The sequence below is a fragment of the Methanosarcina sp. 2.H.T.1A.6 genome, assembly GCF_000979455.1.
Lineage (GTDB): Archaea > Halobacteriota > Methanosarcinia > Methanosarcinales > Methanosarcinaceae > Methanosarcina.
The window spans coordinates 19341-33604 of sequence record NZ_JJOY01000041.1 but is presented as its reverse complement, the minus strand read 5'-3'; the positions used below and the strand labels follow the sequence as shown (position 1 = coordinate 33604).

16 protein-coding genes are annotated in these 14264 nt (G+C 44.6%); 13 read left to right on the top strand and 3 right to left on the bottom strand.

The window, feature by feature from the left end:
• Positions 1-209: 209 nt before the first annotated feature.
• The 3 genes from EO98_RS11875 to EO98_RS11865 all read right to left on the bottom strand — a co-directional run bounded on the left by EO98_RS11875 (position 210) and on the right by EO98_RS11865 (position 4008).
• A complete protein-coding gene (locus EO98_RS11875; RefSeq protein WP_048131934.1) occupies positions 210-758 on the bottom strand; it encodes a LemA family protein in 549 nt (182 codons plus the stop codon).
• Between the two features lie 51 nt (positions 759-809).
• Positions 810-2594, bottom strand: a complete 1785-nt coding sequence (locus EO98_RS11870) for a DUF2207 domain-containing protein (protein ID WP_235284788.1) — start codon at positions 2592-2594, stop codon at positions 810-812.
• Positions 2595-2826: 232 nt separating this feature from the next.
• On the bottom strand, positions 2827-4008 hold the full coding sequence (locus EO98_RS11865; RefSeq protein ID WP_048140554.1) for an acyltransferase family protein: 1182 nt from the start codon (positions 4006-4008) through the stop codon (positions 2827-2829).
• 421 nt (positions 4009-4429) lie between these two features.
• Here EO98_RS11865 and EO98_RS11860 point away from each other — a divergent pair, with 421 nt between their 5' ends.
• From EO98_RS11860 to EO98_RS11805, 13 genes are all read left to right on the top strand, one after another.
• Positions 4430-5020 carry a 50S ribosomal protein L15e gene (locus EO98_RS11860; protein ID WP_048131926.1) on the top strand — a complete coding sequence of 197 codons (591 nt, stop codon included), beginning with the start codon at positions 4430-4432 and terminating at the stop codon, positions 5018-5020.
• Positions 5021-5034: 14 nt separating this feature from the next.
• On the top strand, positions 5035-5460 hold the full coding sequence (locus EO98_RS11855) for an RNA-binding protein (protein ID WP_048140552.1): 426 nt from the start codon (positions 5035-5037) through the stop codon (positions 5458-5460).
• On the top strand, positions 5453-6172 hold the full coding sequence (rnp3, locus tag EO98_RS11850) for a ribonuclease P protein component 3 (protein ID WP_048131922.1): 720 nt from the start codon (positions 5453-5455) through the stop codon (positions 6170-6172). The genes EO98_RS11855 and rnp3 overlap by 8 nt, the downstream gene beginning before the upstream one ends.
• Entirely contained in the window at positions 6169-6531 is a 363-nt protein-coding gene (locus EO98_RS11845) for an Rpp14/Pop5 family protein (RefSeq protein ID WP_048140551.1), read from the top strand. The genes rnp3 and EO98_RS11845 overlap by 4 nt, the downstream gene beginning before the upstream one ends.
• Positions 6532-7633: 1102 nt before the next feature.
• A complete protein-coding gene (gene psmA, locus EO98_RS11840; RefSeq protein WP_048140549.1) occupies positions 7634-8383 on the top strand; it encodes an archaeal proteasome endopeptidase complex subunit alpha in 750 nt (249 codons plus the stop codon).
• A gap of 78 nt (positions 8384-8461) precedes the next feature.
• Positions 8462-9154 (top strand): ribosome assembly factor SBDS, encoded by a 693-nt coding sequence (locus tag EO98_RS11835; RefSeq protein ID WP_048140548.1) that lies wholly within the window; start codon positions 8462-8464, stop codon positions 9152-9154.
• An 11-nt stretch (positions 9155-9165) separates the two neighbouring features.
• A complete protein-coding gene (rrp4, locus tag EO98_RS11830) occupies positions 9166-9948 on the top strand; it encodes an exosome complex RNA-binding protein Rrp4 (RefSeq protein ID WP_048140546.1) in 783 nt (260 codons plus the stop codon).
• Between the two features lie 78 nt (positions 9949-10026).
• Positions 10027-11481, top strand: a complete 1455-nt coding sequence (gene rrp41 / locus EO98_RS11825) for an exosome complex exonuclease Rrp41 (RefSeq protein WP_048140544.1) — start codon at positions 10027-10029, stop codon at positions 11479-11481.
• Positions 11465-12265 carry an exosome complex protein Rrp42 gene (gene rrp42, locus EO98_RS11820; protein WP_048131912.1) on the top strand — a complete coding sequence of 267 codons (801 nt, stop codon included), beginning with the start codon at positions 11465-11467 and terminating at the stop codon, positions 12263-12265. Before rrp41 ends, rrp42 begins: the two co-directional genes overlap by 17 nt.
• 159 nt (positions 12266-12424) lie before the next feature.
• Complete coding sequence (locus EO98_RS11815; protein WP_048140542.1) at positions 12425-12709, top strand: 50S ribosomal protein L37ae; 285 nt, start codon at positions 12425-12427, stop codon at positions 12707-12709.
• A 29-nt stretch (positions 12710-12738) separates the two neighbouring features.
• Positions 12739-12876 (top strand): DNA-directed RNA polymerase subunit P, encoded by a 138-nt coding sequence (locus tag EO98_RS17930; protein ID WP_011021777.1) that lies wholly within the window; start codon positions 12739-12741, stop codon positions 12874-12876.
• A gap of 5 nt (positions 12877-12881) precedes the next feature.
• Positions 12882-13355: an rRNA maturation protein gene (locus tag EO98_RS11810; RefSeq protein WP_048140541.1), complete on the top strand. Its 474-nt coding sequence runs from the start codon at positions 12882-12884 to the stop codon at positions 13353-13355.
• A 226-nt stretch (positions 13356-13581) separates the two neighbouring features.
• A complete protein-coding gene (locus tag EO98_RS11805; RefSeq protein ID WP_048140539.1) occupies positions 13582-13827 on the top strand; it encodes a KEOPS complex subunit Pcc1 in 246 nt (81 codons plus the stop codon).
• Positions 13828-14264 lie beyond the last annotated feature (437 nt).

Genomic DNA, 14264 nt, shown 5'->3' with positions numbered 1-14264 from the left:
AATCCAGAACTCTGCCTCGTCGTAACAATATTAGCTATATCATGTCGTTTCTAAAAACCAGAAAATGAAAAGACCGGGATACGTGTAAGAACCTAACAGATTAAAATGCCGGTGAAGCTGATAACAAACAAACAAACAAACAAAAAACAGCAAGTAAAAGTAATCGAAAATTAGTAAACTGGTTCAGTAACCTGAACCAGTGTACATTATTAGAACTCGACCTTAGGAACTTCCCTTTCGGCTTGCAGGGTTTCAAATAGATCTTTTTTCTTGAATCCCATCAAAGATGCAACAATATTTCTAGGGATTGTCTGAATACTGATATTATATTTCATAACGGTATCATTATAAAATTGTCTTGCATAGGCAATTTTGTTTTCGGTCTCCATGAGGTCTTTCTGGAGCTGCATGAAGTTCTGGTTGGCCTTCAGGTCCGGATAGTTTTCTGCAACTGCAAAAAGGGATTTCAGAGTAGATGAGAGGTAATTGGATGCTTCTGCAGTTTCATTTACATTATTTGCAGACATTACTGCAGCCCTTGCTTTTGTAATGTTTTCCAAAAGGGTTTTTTCGTGTTTCGCATACCCTTTCACCGTTTCTATCAGGTTGGGGATGAGGTCATAACGCCTTTTCAGCTGGACTTCTATCTGAGCCCAGGAATTTTCTACCCGGTTTCTTTGCTTTATAAGGTCATTGTAAATTATAACGAAGAGCAAACCCAGAATTATTACTACTATTACCATAATTTCTACTATCATATAGATCACCATCTCCTTATCAAAAGTACTTTACCTGGCATTTACACGGCATCATCTTGCACCACCGCCGCCGCCACCTGAGCCGCCGCCCACGCCGCCGACACCGCCTCCACTTCCGCTTGAAGATGGAGCTGATGCCGAATAGGCACTCCCAAAACCGGACCCGAACTGGCTGTAACTGTGTTGTACATAGTAGAAGTGACTGTATTTCAGCTGTTCATCAGGAACAACTAAAGACATGTTTTTAAGGACTTCTTCTGCGACTCCCAGAGCAGTTGCATACACCAGGTAAGAGTCCCAGATCTTTATTGATTCCGGCGGATGCTCTTTGAGAGCAGAAAAATCGGTGAGATATTTTCTAAAGTTATCCCAGCGTTCATAATAGAGCTTTCCTTCAGGGGTCCAGTGGCCCATTACCTTTTCGAACGTCCCGGAGAAAATTATCATAATTATCCCGAAGAATACAACTAAAGCCACCAGTATATTCACATTTGATGCAAGAGGAAAGGATTCTGAAGGGAAATATTTGGAAATTACAACAAAATAAACAACTGCCGCTATTATAGTTGCCACACCGAAAATACCCATATATGTGTTCCCTGTGGACCGGAAGAGTTTCTCAACTACAATATGCTTTTCAACTTTTTTATTCCAGGCCAGCACAAATTGATAGAAATCGGTTCCCTTTCCAAGTTCCTTTTTCAGTTTATCCCAGGAAACCTTATTTTCGGTAGCATGTTTTTTCAATAAATTGAACACATCTTTTTCGAAATCTTCCAATATTGGGAGCTTTCCATTAGCTATCTCGGAGGAGTCCGGACTGACGAGTTCAATTAAAATGTTTTCAGATTCGGATTTGAACAGGCCCAATGCCCTGCTTTCTTCTGATTTTACAGTGCGGAGAGTAATATAACCAAGGTTAGCAAGGTTCATGACCGTGGCTGTAAACCCGTCCATTGTAGGAGTACCTATATTCCCCTGCATTATGGCATTAACTACGGCAGGGCTGGAATCAGTAGGAGGTTCTCTCTCATATATTGCCTCATAATCTATTTTTGGCTCTCTCCCATACCTGAAATAAATGATGAAGGGAAATGCCAGGGCAAAGATCGCAAATACAATTGCCAGATTATAAAGGCCCTTTAAGATCCAGCCTTTCATTTCATATTCATTCTCAATGGATTTTATTTTTTCAAGGCCCGCTTCATTGTCTACCTGGACCAGGCTGGAATTGGGAGATTCAATTCTTGGGAAAACAACTCTGATCTCATACCATTTATTTGAGGGAATTTCGGATGTCTGTAAATTGAGCACATTCTGTTCTACACCCGCAGCCTGCGTATAACCGGTCGGATGAATCCAGTACTGGACATCACTTTCGTTTTCCACAGGGAGCGTAATGCTTCCCTTCAAGCTTCCCAGAGTTTTCTCCCATTCTTCGCCCCACAGCTTATAATGAAATTCGGAAACATCGCTGTGGACCTTGACTGCGCCATAATGGTCGTAGGAAATAAAAAAGGTCACTTTTTCCGGAGTGGGGGTCGGAAGCTCACCTATCAACTCGTAGCCTTCGGAAGTCTGTTCAACTCTGAAGTTACATGCTTCTTCTGAACAATATCCCTGGATATTCCGGATGGATTCTCCGGGGGACACCTCGAGTATTCTAAAAACTTCTTGATAATTCCCTTCAAATGTGTAGGATATCGATTCTTCAACGTGGACTAAGCCGCTGGGATCAATAGTTATATTCGTTGCTGCTTCTTCCAGCGCGTAGTCTCTTGCACTGGCTGAGGGTACCAAGCAGAGAAGGACCAGCAAAAGAATAGTTATCTTCAATGCCGCAGGATTAAAAGCAGACTTAATACTTGTTTTTTTAACAGGTCCAACAGAACCAGGTTCAATAGAACCTTTTGAAAGCCGCAACCATATTCCTCCAACTCTGTATTAATTTTAAAATATTAATCTTCTCCGAAGGTCATTAAGATCTTAAAGTCTTCGGCTGAAGATATTTACTATTTTTCAGAATCGACAGATCAGCTTTATTAATTTACAGGCTTCCTGAACCTGGTCAGGAAGCTTTCAAAGCCTTCGAAGATTTCTTTTTCCCCAGTATGAAGGGAAAATAGTTGTTAATGATGAAGATCACAGGTACCAGGCAAATAAGATTCAGCACGGTTAAGCTCAGAGCAAAAGTCACATTGTAATAGAAATACTCAAGCTCGACCCCGAAACTCAGAAGTGCCAGTTTTGTCAGGACATCCTTTATAGGAAAATGGAGCGCAAGCACAATCAGGCTATTTCTTCCGTAATATTCCAGGATTCTTGAACTTCCGATTTTTTTGAATAGATAAACAAAGGCAAAGATCCCTGAGAAAGCAAGAAGATAATACGAGAAGAAGCCTCCGTATTTCAGCACGTTCATGTTGACCTTATCGGTTGTAGGGAACTCCAGGAGGTATCCAAGATACAGCAGGTTCAGAAGGACAAAAACCACAGGGAAAACCTTCTCAGCCCGGACGAACTTTTCTCTGAACCCCGAACCCGAATTAAGGCTCGAACTTGAGCTCAGACTCAAATCTGCATTCTGACTCAAACCTGCACTCAGCCCTGAGCCTGAATTAAGGCTTGAGCCAGATCCAGACTCTTTTTCCGGCTCTGTGATTTTTTTAAATAAATTTCCGGCTCCGTAAAAGACCACGGCAGAGATAGCTACATCAGCGTTCCAGAACAGCCTGGAAGGTGCATAAACCGCATAAAGATACCCGACGATACCGGCTGCAATAAGCCAGAGTACAAGTTTTCGCGGTTCCCTGTAATACTTCTTTGCAAACCCGTAAAAGAGAATCTCGGTTACGAATAGGCAGCTCAGGAACCAGAGAGGCGGATTATAAGAGATGAGGGGGCCAAGTGCGTACAGAATGGAATAGATGCCGTAAAGAGTACTGTTTTCGAAAAACTCAATATTCGTGACTCCGGGCTGAAATCCTGCATCCAGCAAAAAGTAAAACAGGCCAGTGAGTAGTGCAAAAGAAAAGTAAGGCACAATAAGAGACCTGAATCTCCCCTTTACAAAATTTGCAGCCGATCCTGCATATTTCTCAAAGTCAAACAGCAGACCGGAAATAAAAAAGAAGAGCGGCATGTGAAAAGAAAATATGTAAGTATCAAGCGCTACAGGTAAACTGTGGTGCGCAAACACTACAAGCATAATCCCAATTCCTTTTAAAGCGTCAATCCAGTGAAGCCTCATATTAACCCGGAATGTAAACAGTGTTTACAATATAATAATATTTTGTTAATTCTCATTGTGTGTACGTTGTTTCCGAACATTGCAAGAACTTCCACGCAACATCGGGAAACTGAATCGTATCTAAAGTAGAAGTTGTTTCCGAATATTACAAGAACTTCCACCACGGTTTATTAGTTTCCATTTTTTTTATAGCATCCTGGTATTTACTTTACTCTTTTTCTAGGTTTCCCCTGAGCTTTACCCGCACCTCTGTGTCTCTTTTTGCGGATTCTTTGCTTTTAAAGGGCTTTTGAAGGGGCAAAGCTTTAAATCAGATGATTCAGTTGTATCGCATGTTTCATTTTCGGGATTAGATCCCGTTGGAATGTGGTCCTGCAGGCAGGGCTGAACCATGAAACATAAGTGAAACTTGGTGTTTAAATTGTCAAAATCTTTTTACGGATATATACGTGATGCATGGAAAAACCCTGATGAGACATACGTGAACGAGCTCCGCTGGGAGCGCCTCCAGGTCTGGAGGAAGCAGGGTTCCGTGACCAGAATCGAAAGACCAACCAGGATTGACAGGGCACGCTCCCTTGGATACAAAGCCAAGCAGGGAATTGTCGTTGTCAGAGTGAATGTACGCCGTGGAGGGCTTGGTAAATCAAGACCAAAGCGTGGAAGAAGAACCCAGAGGATGGGGACGAATAAGATCTCAGGCGGAATGAGCATCCAGAGGATCGCTGAAGCCCGTGCAGATCGCAAATACCCGAACCTTGAAGTCCTGAACTCCTACTGGGTAGGGGAAGATGGAAAGCACAAGTGGTTTGAAGTCATCCTTGTAGACCCGCACCACCCTGTAATTAAGAGCGACAAGAACCTGAACTGGGTCTGTGACTCATCCATCAGGGGTAGAGCTACCAGAGGCAAAACCAGTGCAGGCAGGAAGGGCAGAGGCATGACTACACGCGGCAAGGGAACTGAAAAGACCAGGCCGAGCATCCGTTCAAATCAGAGTCGAGGCAAGTGATTCATCACATAACAATGCGTGTGATCGCCCACGCAACCGAAGACGTATCCAGAGTCCGCGAGACTCTGGACTTTTTTTTATTAGGTGCCGGCGTAAAGGACAGAGATAAGCTCATAGAAGAGCTTGAGGCTGAAGGGCACCATGGAAATCCAATTACTATCCTTAGCTTACAGCTTAAAAAGAAGGCAGAATGCCTGAAATTTGCCCATTTTGTCCGGGAAAACTTTTCGGAAGAAGATGTGGGAATGCTCAGGAAAGAAATGCCTGAGAGGCTGGACGATGATACGGTTTTTCACCTCCGCTTTGACAAGCAGGCTGCATACCTGCAGCAGGTAAAACTGACTAACTCTTCTGACGCCATTATTGCAAAGGTCAAGATCGAGACCTATCCGAAGAACTGGGAGAAAGCCGGAGCCATAGTGGAGGAGTTATTTGGGTAAACCGAAGTTTTATGATTTTTGCGTTCATGCAGCTCCGGACGGGGACCATACTGCTCCGGAACTGGTTTCCCTTGCCCGGCATTTCGGATACGACGGGATTGCCCTTGCTAACCATTCCGATAAACTCCCTGATAAAAAGCCAGTACTGCCTTCAATAGAGGGTTTTGAGGTCTTCAGGGGAATTGAGCTTGTGGAAGAAAACCCTTCTAAATTACACAGTTTGATCGGAAAATTCAGGAATTCAATGGATGTCCTGATTGTGCACGGAGGGTCCGAAGCAGTCAACAGGGCTGCGCTCGAAAACCCCAGGGTAGACATTCTAAACCACCCGGCTTTTGACAGGAGCAGCGGGTTAAACCAGGTACTGGCAAAAGCAGCTGCAGAAAATGGAGTTGCAATAGGTATCACCCTTAGACCTATTCTTCATTCCCGGGGTTCAAGGCGAGTCCGTTTGTTGTCCGACCTTAAGGCAAACCTTGAGCTTACCCGAAAATACGAGGTATCCCTTGTCCTTTGCAGTGATGCTATGTCCTGCTTTGACCTGCGTTCCCCAATGGAAACTCTTGCCCTTGCTGAGGTCTGCGGACTTGAAGAAGATGAGGCTCTTGATGCCATAAGCATTGTTCCGGAAAGAATTATCACAAAGAACCGCCCCGGTCCTGGATATGTAAGGGATGGTATTGAAGTTCTTGAGGGAGATGATCTCTTTTGAAACGCCTGCTTCCTTCGCTCCGCGCTAGAAAGCGCTATCTTGCTTTTGAACTGATCTCTGAAGAGCCTGCAAGCAGAAACGATATCGTAAGGGAAGTTATTTCCTCTGCTTCATCGCTGATCGGAGATGTTACAACCAGCGACTGTGATATTAAGGTGCTGGGATTTGAAGGCGGAATCGGAATTCTCCAGTGCTCCCATACCAGAGTAAAAGAAACGAGAGCCTCCCTGGCTGCGCTGACCCGGATTAACGGGAAAAGGGCAACTCTTCATGTGCTGGGAGCGTCAGGCACTGTTAAAGGCGCTACTGAAAAGTTTCTACAGGATTACAGGCCCTTTGAGCCTGAAATACAGGAATAAGGATTCGGGATCGGCTTCCGGAAAGGTAAAGTCAAATCCTGAAGCTGTAATTAAGCTTCTGAAAAGCTGTAATTAAGCTTCTGAAAAGCTGTAATTAAGCTTCTGATAACATGGAATCAGGGCCTTGAAGAGCTAAAGTTAAGGTTCTGGAAAGCTTGACCTGAGACTCAGGAATGTCAGAGCTGAGATCCGGGTTTTCAGAGGGTTTATATGTGGTCTCGTTTATATCCGGTCTTATTTATATGAAGTAAAAACTGGATATCTGCCTTACAGCATTGACAGAAGTCTGCAGGTATCAGCCAGTCTTAAGGATGTCTGCGGAATACTTCAGGCTGAAACTTTCCGTTGTGAACTTCAGTAACGGCCGAATAAGCTGTCTAATATATGCTATAATGAATGAGTATTAGTGTAACAAAGTATAATATTGATTGGCAGAACTGATTGACAGAAAAGCAGCTTTGAGGCGACTCCTGGTAATTTACTCATGAGTTGTCTGAGAGCCTGGATTGGAGGCATCTCTGCGTTTCGGGGGTAGAATCCTGCAGGAGGTAAATTCTTCCTTACAGGTTCCAAATCTGGATTTAAACGCCGGAAAAGCCCCGGGCTCTCACAAACATTATAACTGAGTAAATACACTTTATTAACGGACATAGTTAACATTGGAATGGACCTTAATACTCTGTTAAAAAGTTTACTGGAGTGCGTGAATCCGGGTTATGTCTGGAAAACGTGCTTTGCAGGGTAAAAGTGCCTTTAAACTCCCTGTAACCGGGATATTTTCCGCTGGTTTCATCAGGAAAAAACTCTGTCAGGATTGAAAGTCCCGTGTAAAAGGCTAAAAACTCTAATAAGGAAGAAATACGTTATAGGGAATCAATAATCGGTTTCCTTACCTGAACACTGGGTCGGGGACTTTAAGCTCCTGAGCTTTCGGGATATCCGCACAGGTTAAATAACGTTTACTGACCAAAGCCTTTTTTGGGCATGCGGTGGTTTAGTTGACGATTCTGCGGATTTGAAATCCTTTAGGAAAAATGACCGGTTTCTGGCCGGGAAAATTGAAACAATATGGAACATATATTAAGGCAAGGAGATACGGAATATGCAGATGGCACCACAGATGGGTTATGACAGGGCAATTACGGTTTTCAGCCCTGACGGAAGACTTTTCCAGGTAGAGTATGCCCGCGAAGCGGTCAAAAGGGGAACAACAGCCGTAGGAATCAAGGCGGCTGATGGGGTAGTGCTGCTTGTTGACAAGCGAATAACAAGCAGGCTTGTGGAAGCCGCATCAATCGAAAAAATATTCCAGATTGACGACCACATAGGAGCCGCAACCTCAGGGCTCGTGGCAGACGCCCGCTCCCTTGTTGACAGGGCTCGTGTAGAAGCCCAGGTAAACAGGGTTTCTTATGATGAACTCATAGGTGTGGAGGTTATCTCCAAGAAAATCTGTGATCACAAGCAGACCTATACCCAGTACGGAGGAGTTCGTCCCTACGGAACTGCACTCCTGATTGCCGGCGTGGACGACAACAAGCCAAGGCTCTTTGAGACCGACCCCAGCGGGGCTCTCCTCGAGTACAAGGCAACAGCCATAGGTGCAGGCAGAAATGCAGTTGTTGAGGTTTTTGAGGCAGACTACAGGGAAGATATGAATATTGAAGCTTCTATCCTCCTTGGGATGGATGCACTCTATAAAGCAGCTGAAGGCAAGTTCGATGCCGGAACCCTTGAAGTGGGTGTTGTATCCCTTCAGGACAAGAAATTCCGAAAACTGAGTCCTGAGGAAGTTGAGAACTACGTTCAGCAGATCCTTGAGAAACACAAGGGAACTGAAAACAAAGAATAAAACCTATAAATATTTAAAGAACGAGTTATCAGAGAATTTCTGAATCTCAAACTTACATTTTAGAGAAGGTATTCGAAAATGGTGTCCCTGGACGAGGCAGTGACTGCCCGGCTTAAAAGAGGCAGTAAACATTTCGAAGTCCTGGTCGAGCCCGAAGGGGCTCTGGCCTATAAGCGAGGAGAGGAAGTAAACCTCGAAGACATTCTGGCAGTTGAAACTATCTTCGAAGATGCAAACAGAGGGGACCGGGCAGCAGAGTCTGATATAATCAACTCTTTTGAGACAACCGATCCCTTTAAGATTGCTGCCGTGATCCTGAAGAGCGGAGAGCTTCAACTTACCGTCGATCAGAGAAAACGAATTCTTGAAGAGAAAAAGAAAAAGGTTATCTATACCATTTCCAGAAATGCTATAAACCCTCAGACTAGAGCACCGCATCCTCCCGCACGAATAGAAAGAGCGATGGAAGAGGCAAAGGTGCACATAGACCCTTTAAAAAGCGTAGATCAGCTGGTAGCTATTGCAATGAAAGCCATTCGCCCGCTTATCCCGATACGCTTTGAAGAAATCAATATTGCTGTGAAAATCCCTCCCGAATATGCTCCCAAAGCATACGGAGATATTTCCAAAGCCGGAAGCATTACGAAGGAAGAATGGCAGCGTGACGGCTCATGGGTTGCAGTAGTGCGGATTCCTGCGGGAGTCCAGACTGATTTTTACGCTCTTATAAATCATCTCACGAAGGGAGAGGCTCAGACTAAACTTTTATAAGAGGATGTTGGATGGATAAAAAAATAGTGATCCCTGGTGACCTGCTATCCGAGGAAATGAAAAAAGCCGGATACGGGACGTATATCAAGAACAACAAGATCTATTCTTCGTTTTGCGGTATTGAAAACCTCAAAGAGGATAAAGTTGGAGTGATCCCACTTGCGGGAGCTTACATCCCCTCAGTGAATGATGTGGTGATAGGGATCGTTATTGTGGTTACTCCATCCAACTGGATACTGAATATTGGAGCTCCTTATGACGGTCTGCTCCATGTATCCGAATATCCGAGAAGAGTCGAATCCCGGGAAATGCCTGAAATTATGAATGTAGGCGACTCTGCAATTCTCAGGGTAAAAGATGTAGACAGCTCCATGAAAATCGAGCTTGCCCTGAGGGACCCGAGCCTTCATAAACTCAAAACAGGCCAGATTGTCGAAGTTGAGCCTGTAAAAGTCCCCCGTGTAATAGGACACGGCGGTTCCATGATCTCCATGCTGAAGAAAGAAACAAACTGCAGCATTTTCGTAGGCCAGAACGGCAGAATATGGATCGATGGAAAGGACGAGGATGTAGAGCTTTTGAGTAAGGCTCTCCGGAAAATCGAAGTTGAAGCCCAGCGTTCCGGATTGACAGACCGGATCTACAATTTTTTGAAAAATGAACGGATTAGACAGAAAGAGTCCAAGCCTGTTACGTTTTTTCAAAATGAGAAGAAAGGTGCGACTGCAGGAAAGGACGATCACTCCGAAGATATATACAGGAAGATCGATGTACTGCTGGACCCGACGAATTAAATTCCGGATGGAGTCAAGAAGATTTTAGGTAAGCTTCTCTAGAGTATTTTGGTTTAGGAGTTGTTTGGAGATTAAAGTATGAGTGATAAACCTGATAAATTAATCACTGACGATGGGCTGCGCCTTGACGGGAGACGTGCGGATGAGATAAGGCCCATGAAAATTGAGATCGGCGTGCTTTCGCGAGCCGACGGTTCATGTTATCTTGAATGGGGCAGGAATAAGATCCTGGTAGGCGTGTTCGGACCCCGTGAAGCTCATCCCCGCCGCAGCCAGCGCGCAGATTCGGCAGTTATCCGTTACAGGTATAATATGGCATCATTCTCCGTGGAAGACCGTGCTCGTCCGGGACCCAGCAGGCGGAGCATCGAAATCTCAAAGGTTTCCAGGGAAGCTTTCGAACCTGTGATTATGGCTGAACTCTTTCCGAAGACAGCAATTGATATTTTCGTGGAAGTGCTTCAGGCCGATGCAGGGACAAGGACGGCAGCAATTAATGCTTCAAGTATAGCTCTTGCAGATGCCGGAATCCCCATGAAGGGCCTTATTACCTCCTGTGCTTTCGGAAAGGTTGACGGGCAGATTGTGCTTGACCTCAATAAGGATGAGGACAACTACGGAGACGCTGACTTCCCTGTAGCAATGACCCAGGACGGGGAAATTACTCTTGTCCAGATGGATGGGCACCTTACTCCGGAAGAGATTAAGAAAGGTATGGAGCTCGTAAAGAAAGGTTGCAAGGAGATCCTTGAAATCCAGCAGGCAGTCCTTAGAAAGAAGTTTGCGACTCCTGTTGAGGATACCGAGGAAGAAGCTGCAGGAACTGAAAAGGAAGGCGAAAAAGAAGAGTCCGTACCTGCCCCCGAGGCTGTTCAGGAAGCAGCAGTTGTTGAAGAGGCTGTTAAGGAAACTGAAGAATTAGGAGCAGAGGCATCAGAAGAACCATCTGCAGCTGATGTCCTTTCCAGTGAGGTAATCCCTGACTTCGATGAAGAACTCGATGAAGAGATTGAAGAAGAGTTCGAAGCCGAAGAGTTCGAAGCCGAAGAGGAAGACGAGGATCTTGAAGACGAAGATGAGGCCGAAGAGGAAGAATTTGAGGCTGAATCTGAAGACGATTTAGAGGACGATTTAGAGGACGATTTAGAAGAAGCTCTTGAAGACGAAGATGAGTTTGAAGCTTCTTTTGAAGGTACTCCTGAACTCAAAGAGTTTGACGAAATTGAAGCCAGGCTTGAGAAAGAATCTGTCTCCATAGAAGCCGAAGAGGAAATCGGACTCGAGCCTGAAGCTGAGGAATTTGTCGAAGAAGAATCCTCCCTTGAAGAAGAATCCGAAGTTGAGGAAACCGAAGCTGCCTCAGAAGAAACTATTGAGCCTGAAACAGAGGTCGAACCCAAGGTTGAAACCGGGGAAGCTTCCACTGAAGCAGTAGAGGCAGAAGAAGAGCCTGAAGAAGAAAAATCCGAAGGTCCCTGGAAGGTAGTAAAAGACCCCTCTGAAGCCGGAAACAGAGGTGAAAAAGATGAGTGAAATCATAGCCACACTTAAGAAGGACTATATTTACAGCCTGATGGTCAAAGGAAAGCGTCAGGACTGGCGCGGGTTTAAAGATTTCAGGGAGCTCAAGCTCGAAACAAACATTATTTCCAAAGCTGAAGGGTCTGCAAAGGTTACCCTTGGGAACACCCAGGTTCTTGTAGGTGTGAAGCTTCAGAAAGGAACTCCATTTCCAGACTCTCAGGATGAAGGAGTGATTATTACCAACCTTGAGCTTAACCCGATAGCTTCTCCCGAATATGAGCCCGGGCCTCCAAGAGAAGAAGCAATCGAAATGGCAAGGGTCGTTGACAGGGGAATCCGGGAATCAGGCGCAATTGATATAAAGAAGCTTTGCATAACGGTGGGAGAATCCGTATGGATTGTCTTTATAGATGTCCATATCCTGAACAATGACGGAAATATCATTGATGCATCCTGTCTTGCTGCAATTGCAGCCCTTATGACCACAGTCGTCCCGAACGAACAACAGGGACTGGGCGAGAACGTGCCCCTTGCAATGAAAGAAATGCCTGTTGGTATAACTCTTGCAAAGGTCGGCTCAAAACTGATGGTTGACCCCTCCCTTGACGAGGAGGCAGTTTGCGAAACAAAACTGACCATAGTTTCCAGTTCGGACGGATCTGTAGCAGGCATGCAGAAAATGGGTTCTGCCCCACTTTCCGAGGCAGAACTGTTCGAGGCAATAGACCTGGCACTTGAAAAGGCAGCCGAAATCAGGGAACTCTACCTGAAAGGGCTTGCAAAAAGTGAATAAATCAGGCCGGATTAATTAATTATAAATATTAAATGCCAGTATTACGGTCTAAGTGCACGTATTAAGGTGATAGAAGAACCCGGGTCTCTGGGCTAACAGTCCATAGATCGGTTAAGGGCTCTATCACTTTGATTAAATACATTTTAAGGAGTTATAACGATGGCAAAAAAATTCACTAAGAAAGGAAGAATTTCCAGATCTGCAGGCAGGTTTGGTCCCAGGTACGGGAGAAAAGACCGAAAGCTTGTCGCAGACCTGGAAGAACGCATGCGAGCTCCGCATGTATGCTCCAAATGTGCCCGCCCTGCAGTTAAAAGGATTGGAACCGGGATCTGGAAATGCAGCAAGTGCGGACACACCTTCGCTGGCGGGACCTATATCCCCTCCACAAGCGTTGGTCAGACCCTGCTGCGCACCATGAAGAACCTTGCTGAGGCAAAGTAAACAAACAATTTTCAGGGATGTGAGGTTGTATGGGTTATAAGTGCACTCGATGTAAACAGAAAGTGGAAATTGACTACGAGTACACAGGAATCAGGTGCCCGTATTGCGGACACCGGATCCTGGTTAAAGAGCGTCCTACAACCATCAAACGCATCAAGGCCGAGTAAGAAGTATGTTAGTTACTTCTTCTCGTAAACCTTCTGCAAAGACCCGGACGCTTTGCAAGCTTCTTTCGCGCTTTATTGCCGGCAGGAGCATTTCCCGCGGCAAGATGGGAATGCAGGAACTTCTGGAGTTTGCAGAGGGCGGGCCTCTCATAGTTGTAGGAGAGTACCACGGAAATCCCGGGGAACTCGGCTTTTATGATGATGCAGGGAAGCTTCTTTTTTCCCTCAGGTTTTCGGACTGGTATTCTGAGGAAATCGATTCTTACTGGTTTCCGGATGTTGAACCGGTGCTTACAGGTCAGGGAGAGATTGCGGACGTATTTGAGTCTTTTTTCCATTTCAACAGGGTCGAAAGTGATAAGGTCGATCAGCTTCCTCCCCGCTCCACATTGATGGCGGCAGGAGAAAAAGAGGTCGATTTCATGGGCAGCGGGAAGTCCCTTTTTAAACTTACTGTCAAAGGTTTCAAAAAGTACTGACCGGACACCCTTTTTCAACCCTTTTTTCTGAATTTTCTGGAATTTCAGGTTTTCTGAGGAATTTCAGTCTATTTTCAGGAGTAAATTTTAATATCAACTTTCCTGATTCCTTACCCGGATTTAAGAGTTAAGTTTTCAGAATAAACCTTTTAAAGATAAAGTTAGAATCCATAGCCAGTTTAAGAGTTAAGATTTTTAGACCCGGATTCTTCCCAGGAGGAGTTCTTTGAAACTTTCCGCAGAGTTTACATTTGAAACCGAAACTGTTGAACAGATCTATCAGGCTGTCCTTCCAGAGCTTAATGATAACTTCTCTGAAAGGTCAAGAATAGGGCTGTCCCTTGAAGGTGCAAATTGCCTTGTACTTACGGTTAAAGCCGACGATGCAGTTTCCCTGCGTTCTGCCCTGAACACCTGGTTCAGGCTTATCCAGATCGCTCAGGAAGTCCTTGAAGTCACATCTGAAGCATAACTTGTCAACCGGCGCTCAGTCGCCAGAATTGCGTCTCTAGTGGGTATATACCCGGATTTACCAGATAACAGGCACAAACAGGGGTAAGACAAGGAATATGCCTGCAACTGCTTTTTATGCCCAGTTTTCTCAAAATAAGTGTGTAAATCAGGGATCCAAAATCTATGATTGGGGACGGTGTGGATTTCACCTGTAATATATTTAATTTTTTATAAATGTCTAGTTAGATTCATTCTAATTTTTTATATATAATTAATAAGTTTAATTAGACGGATAAGTGTTACTCAGTTTTACATTTCTTTTCAATGTCTCCCTACTCTTATATACTTCTCTCACCTTTTTAATGTATACATTATATTGCTCTTTAGCTTTTCTTTATCTCTAGTCTCTGGGGTGTCTGGAATAGATATCAGTAAAAAAATTTTCATAATAACAAT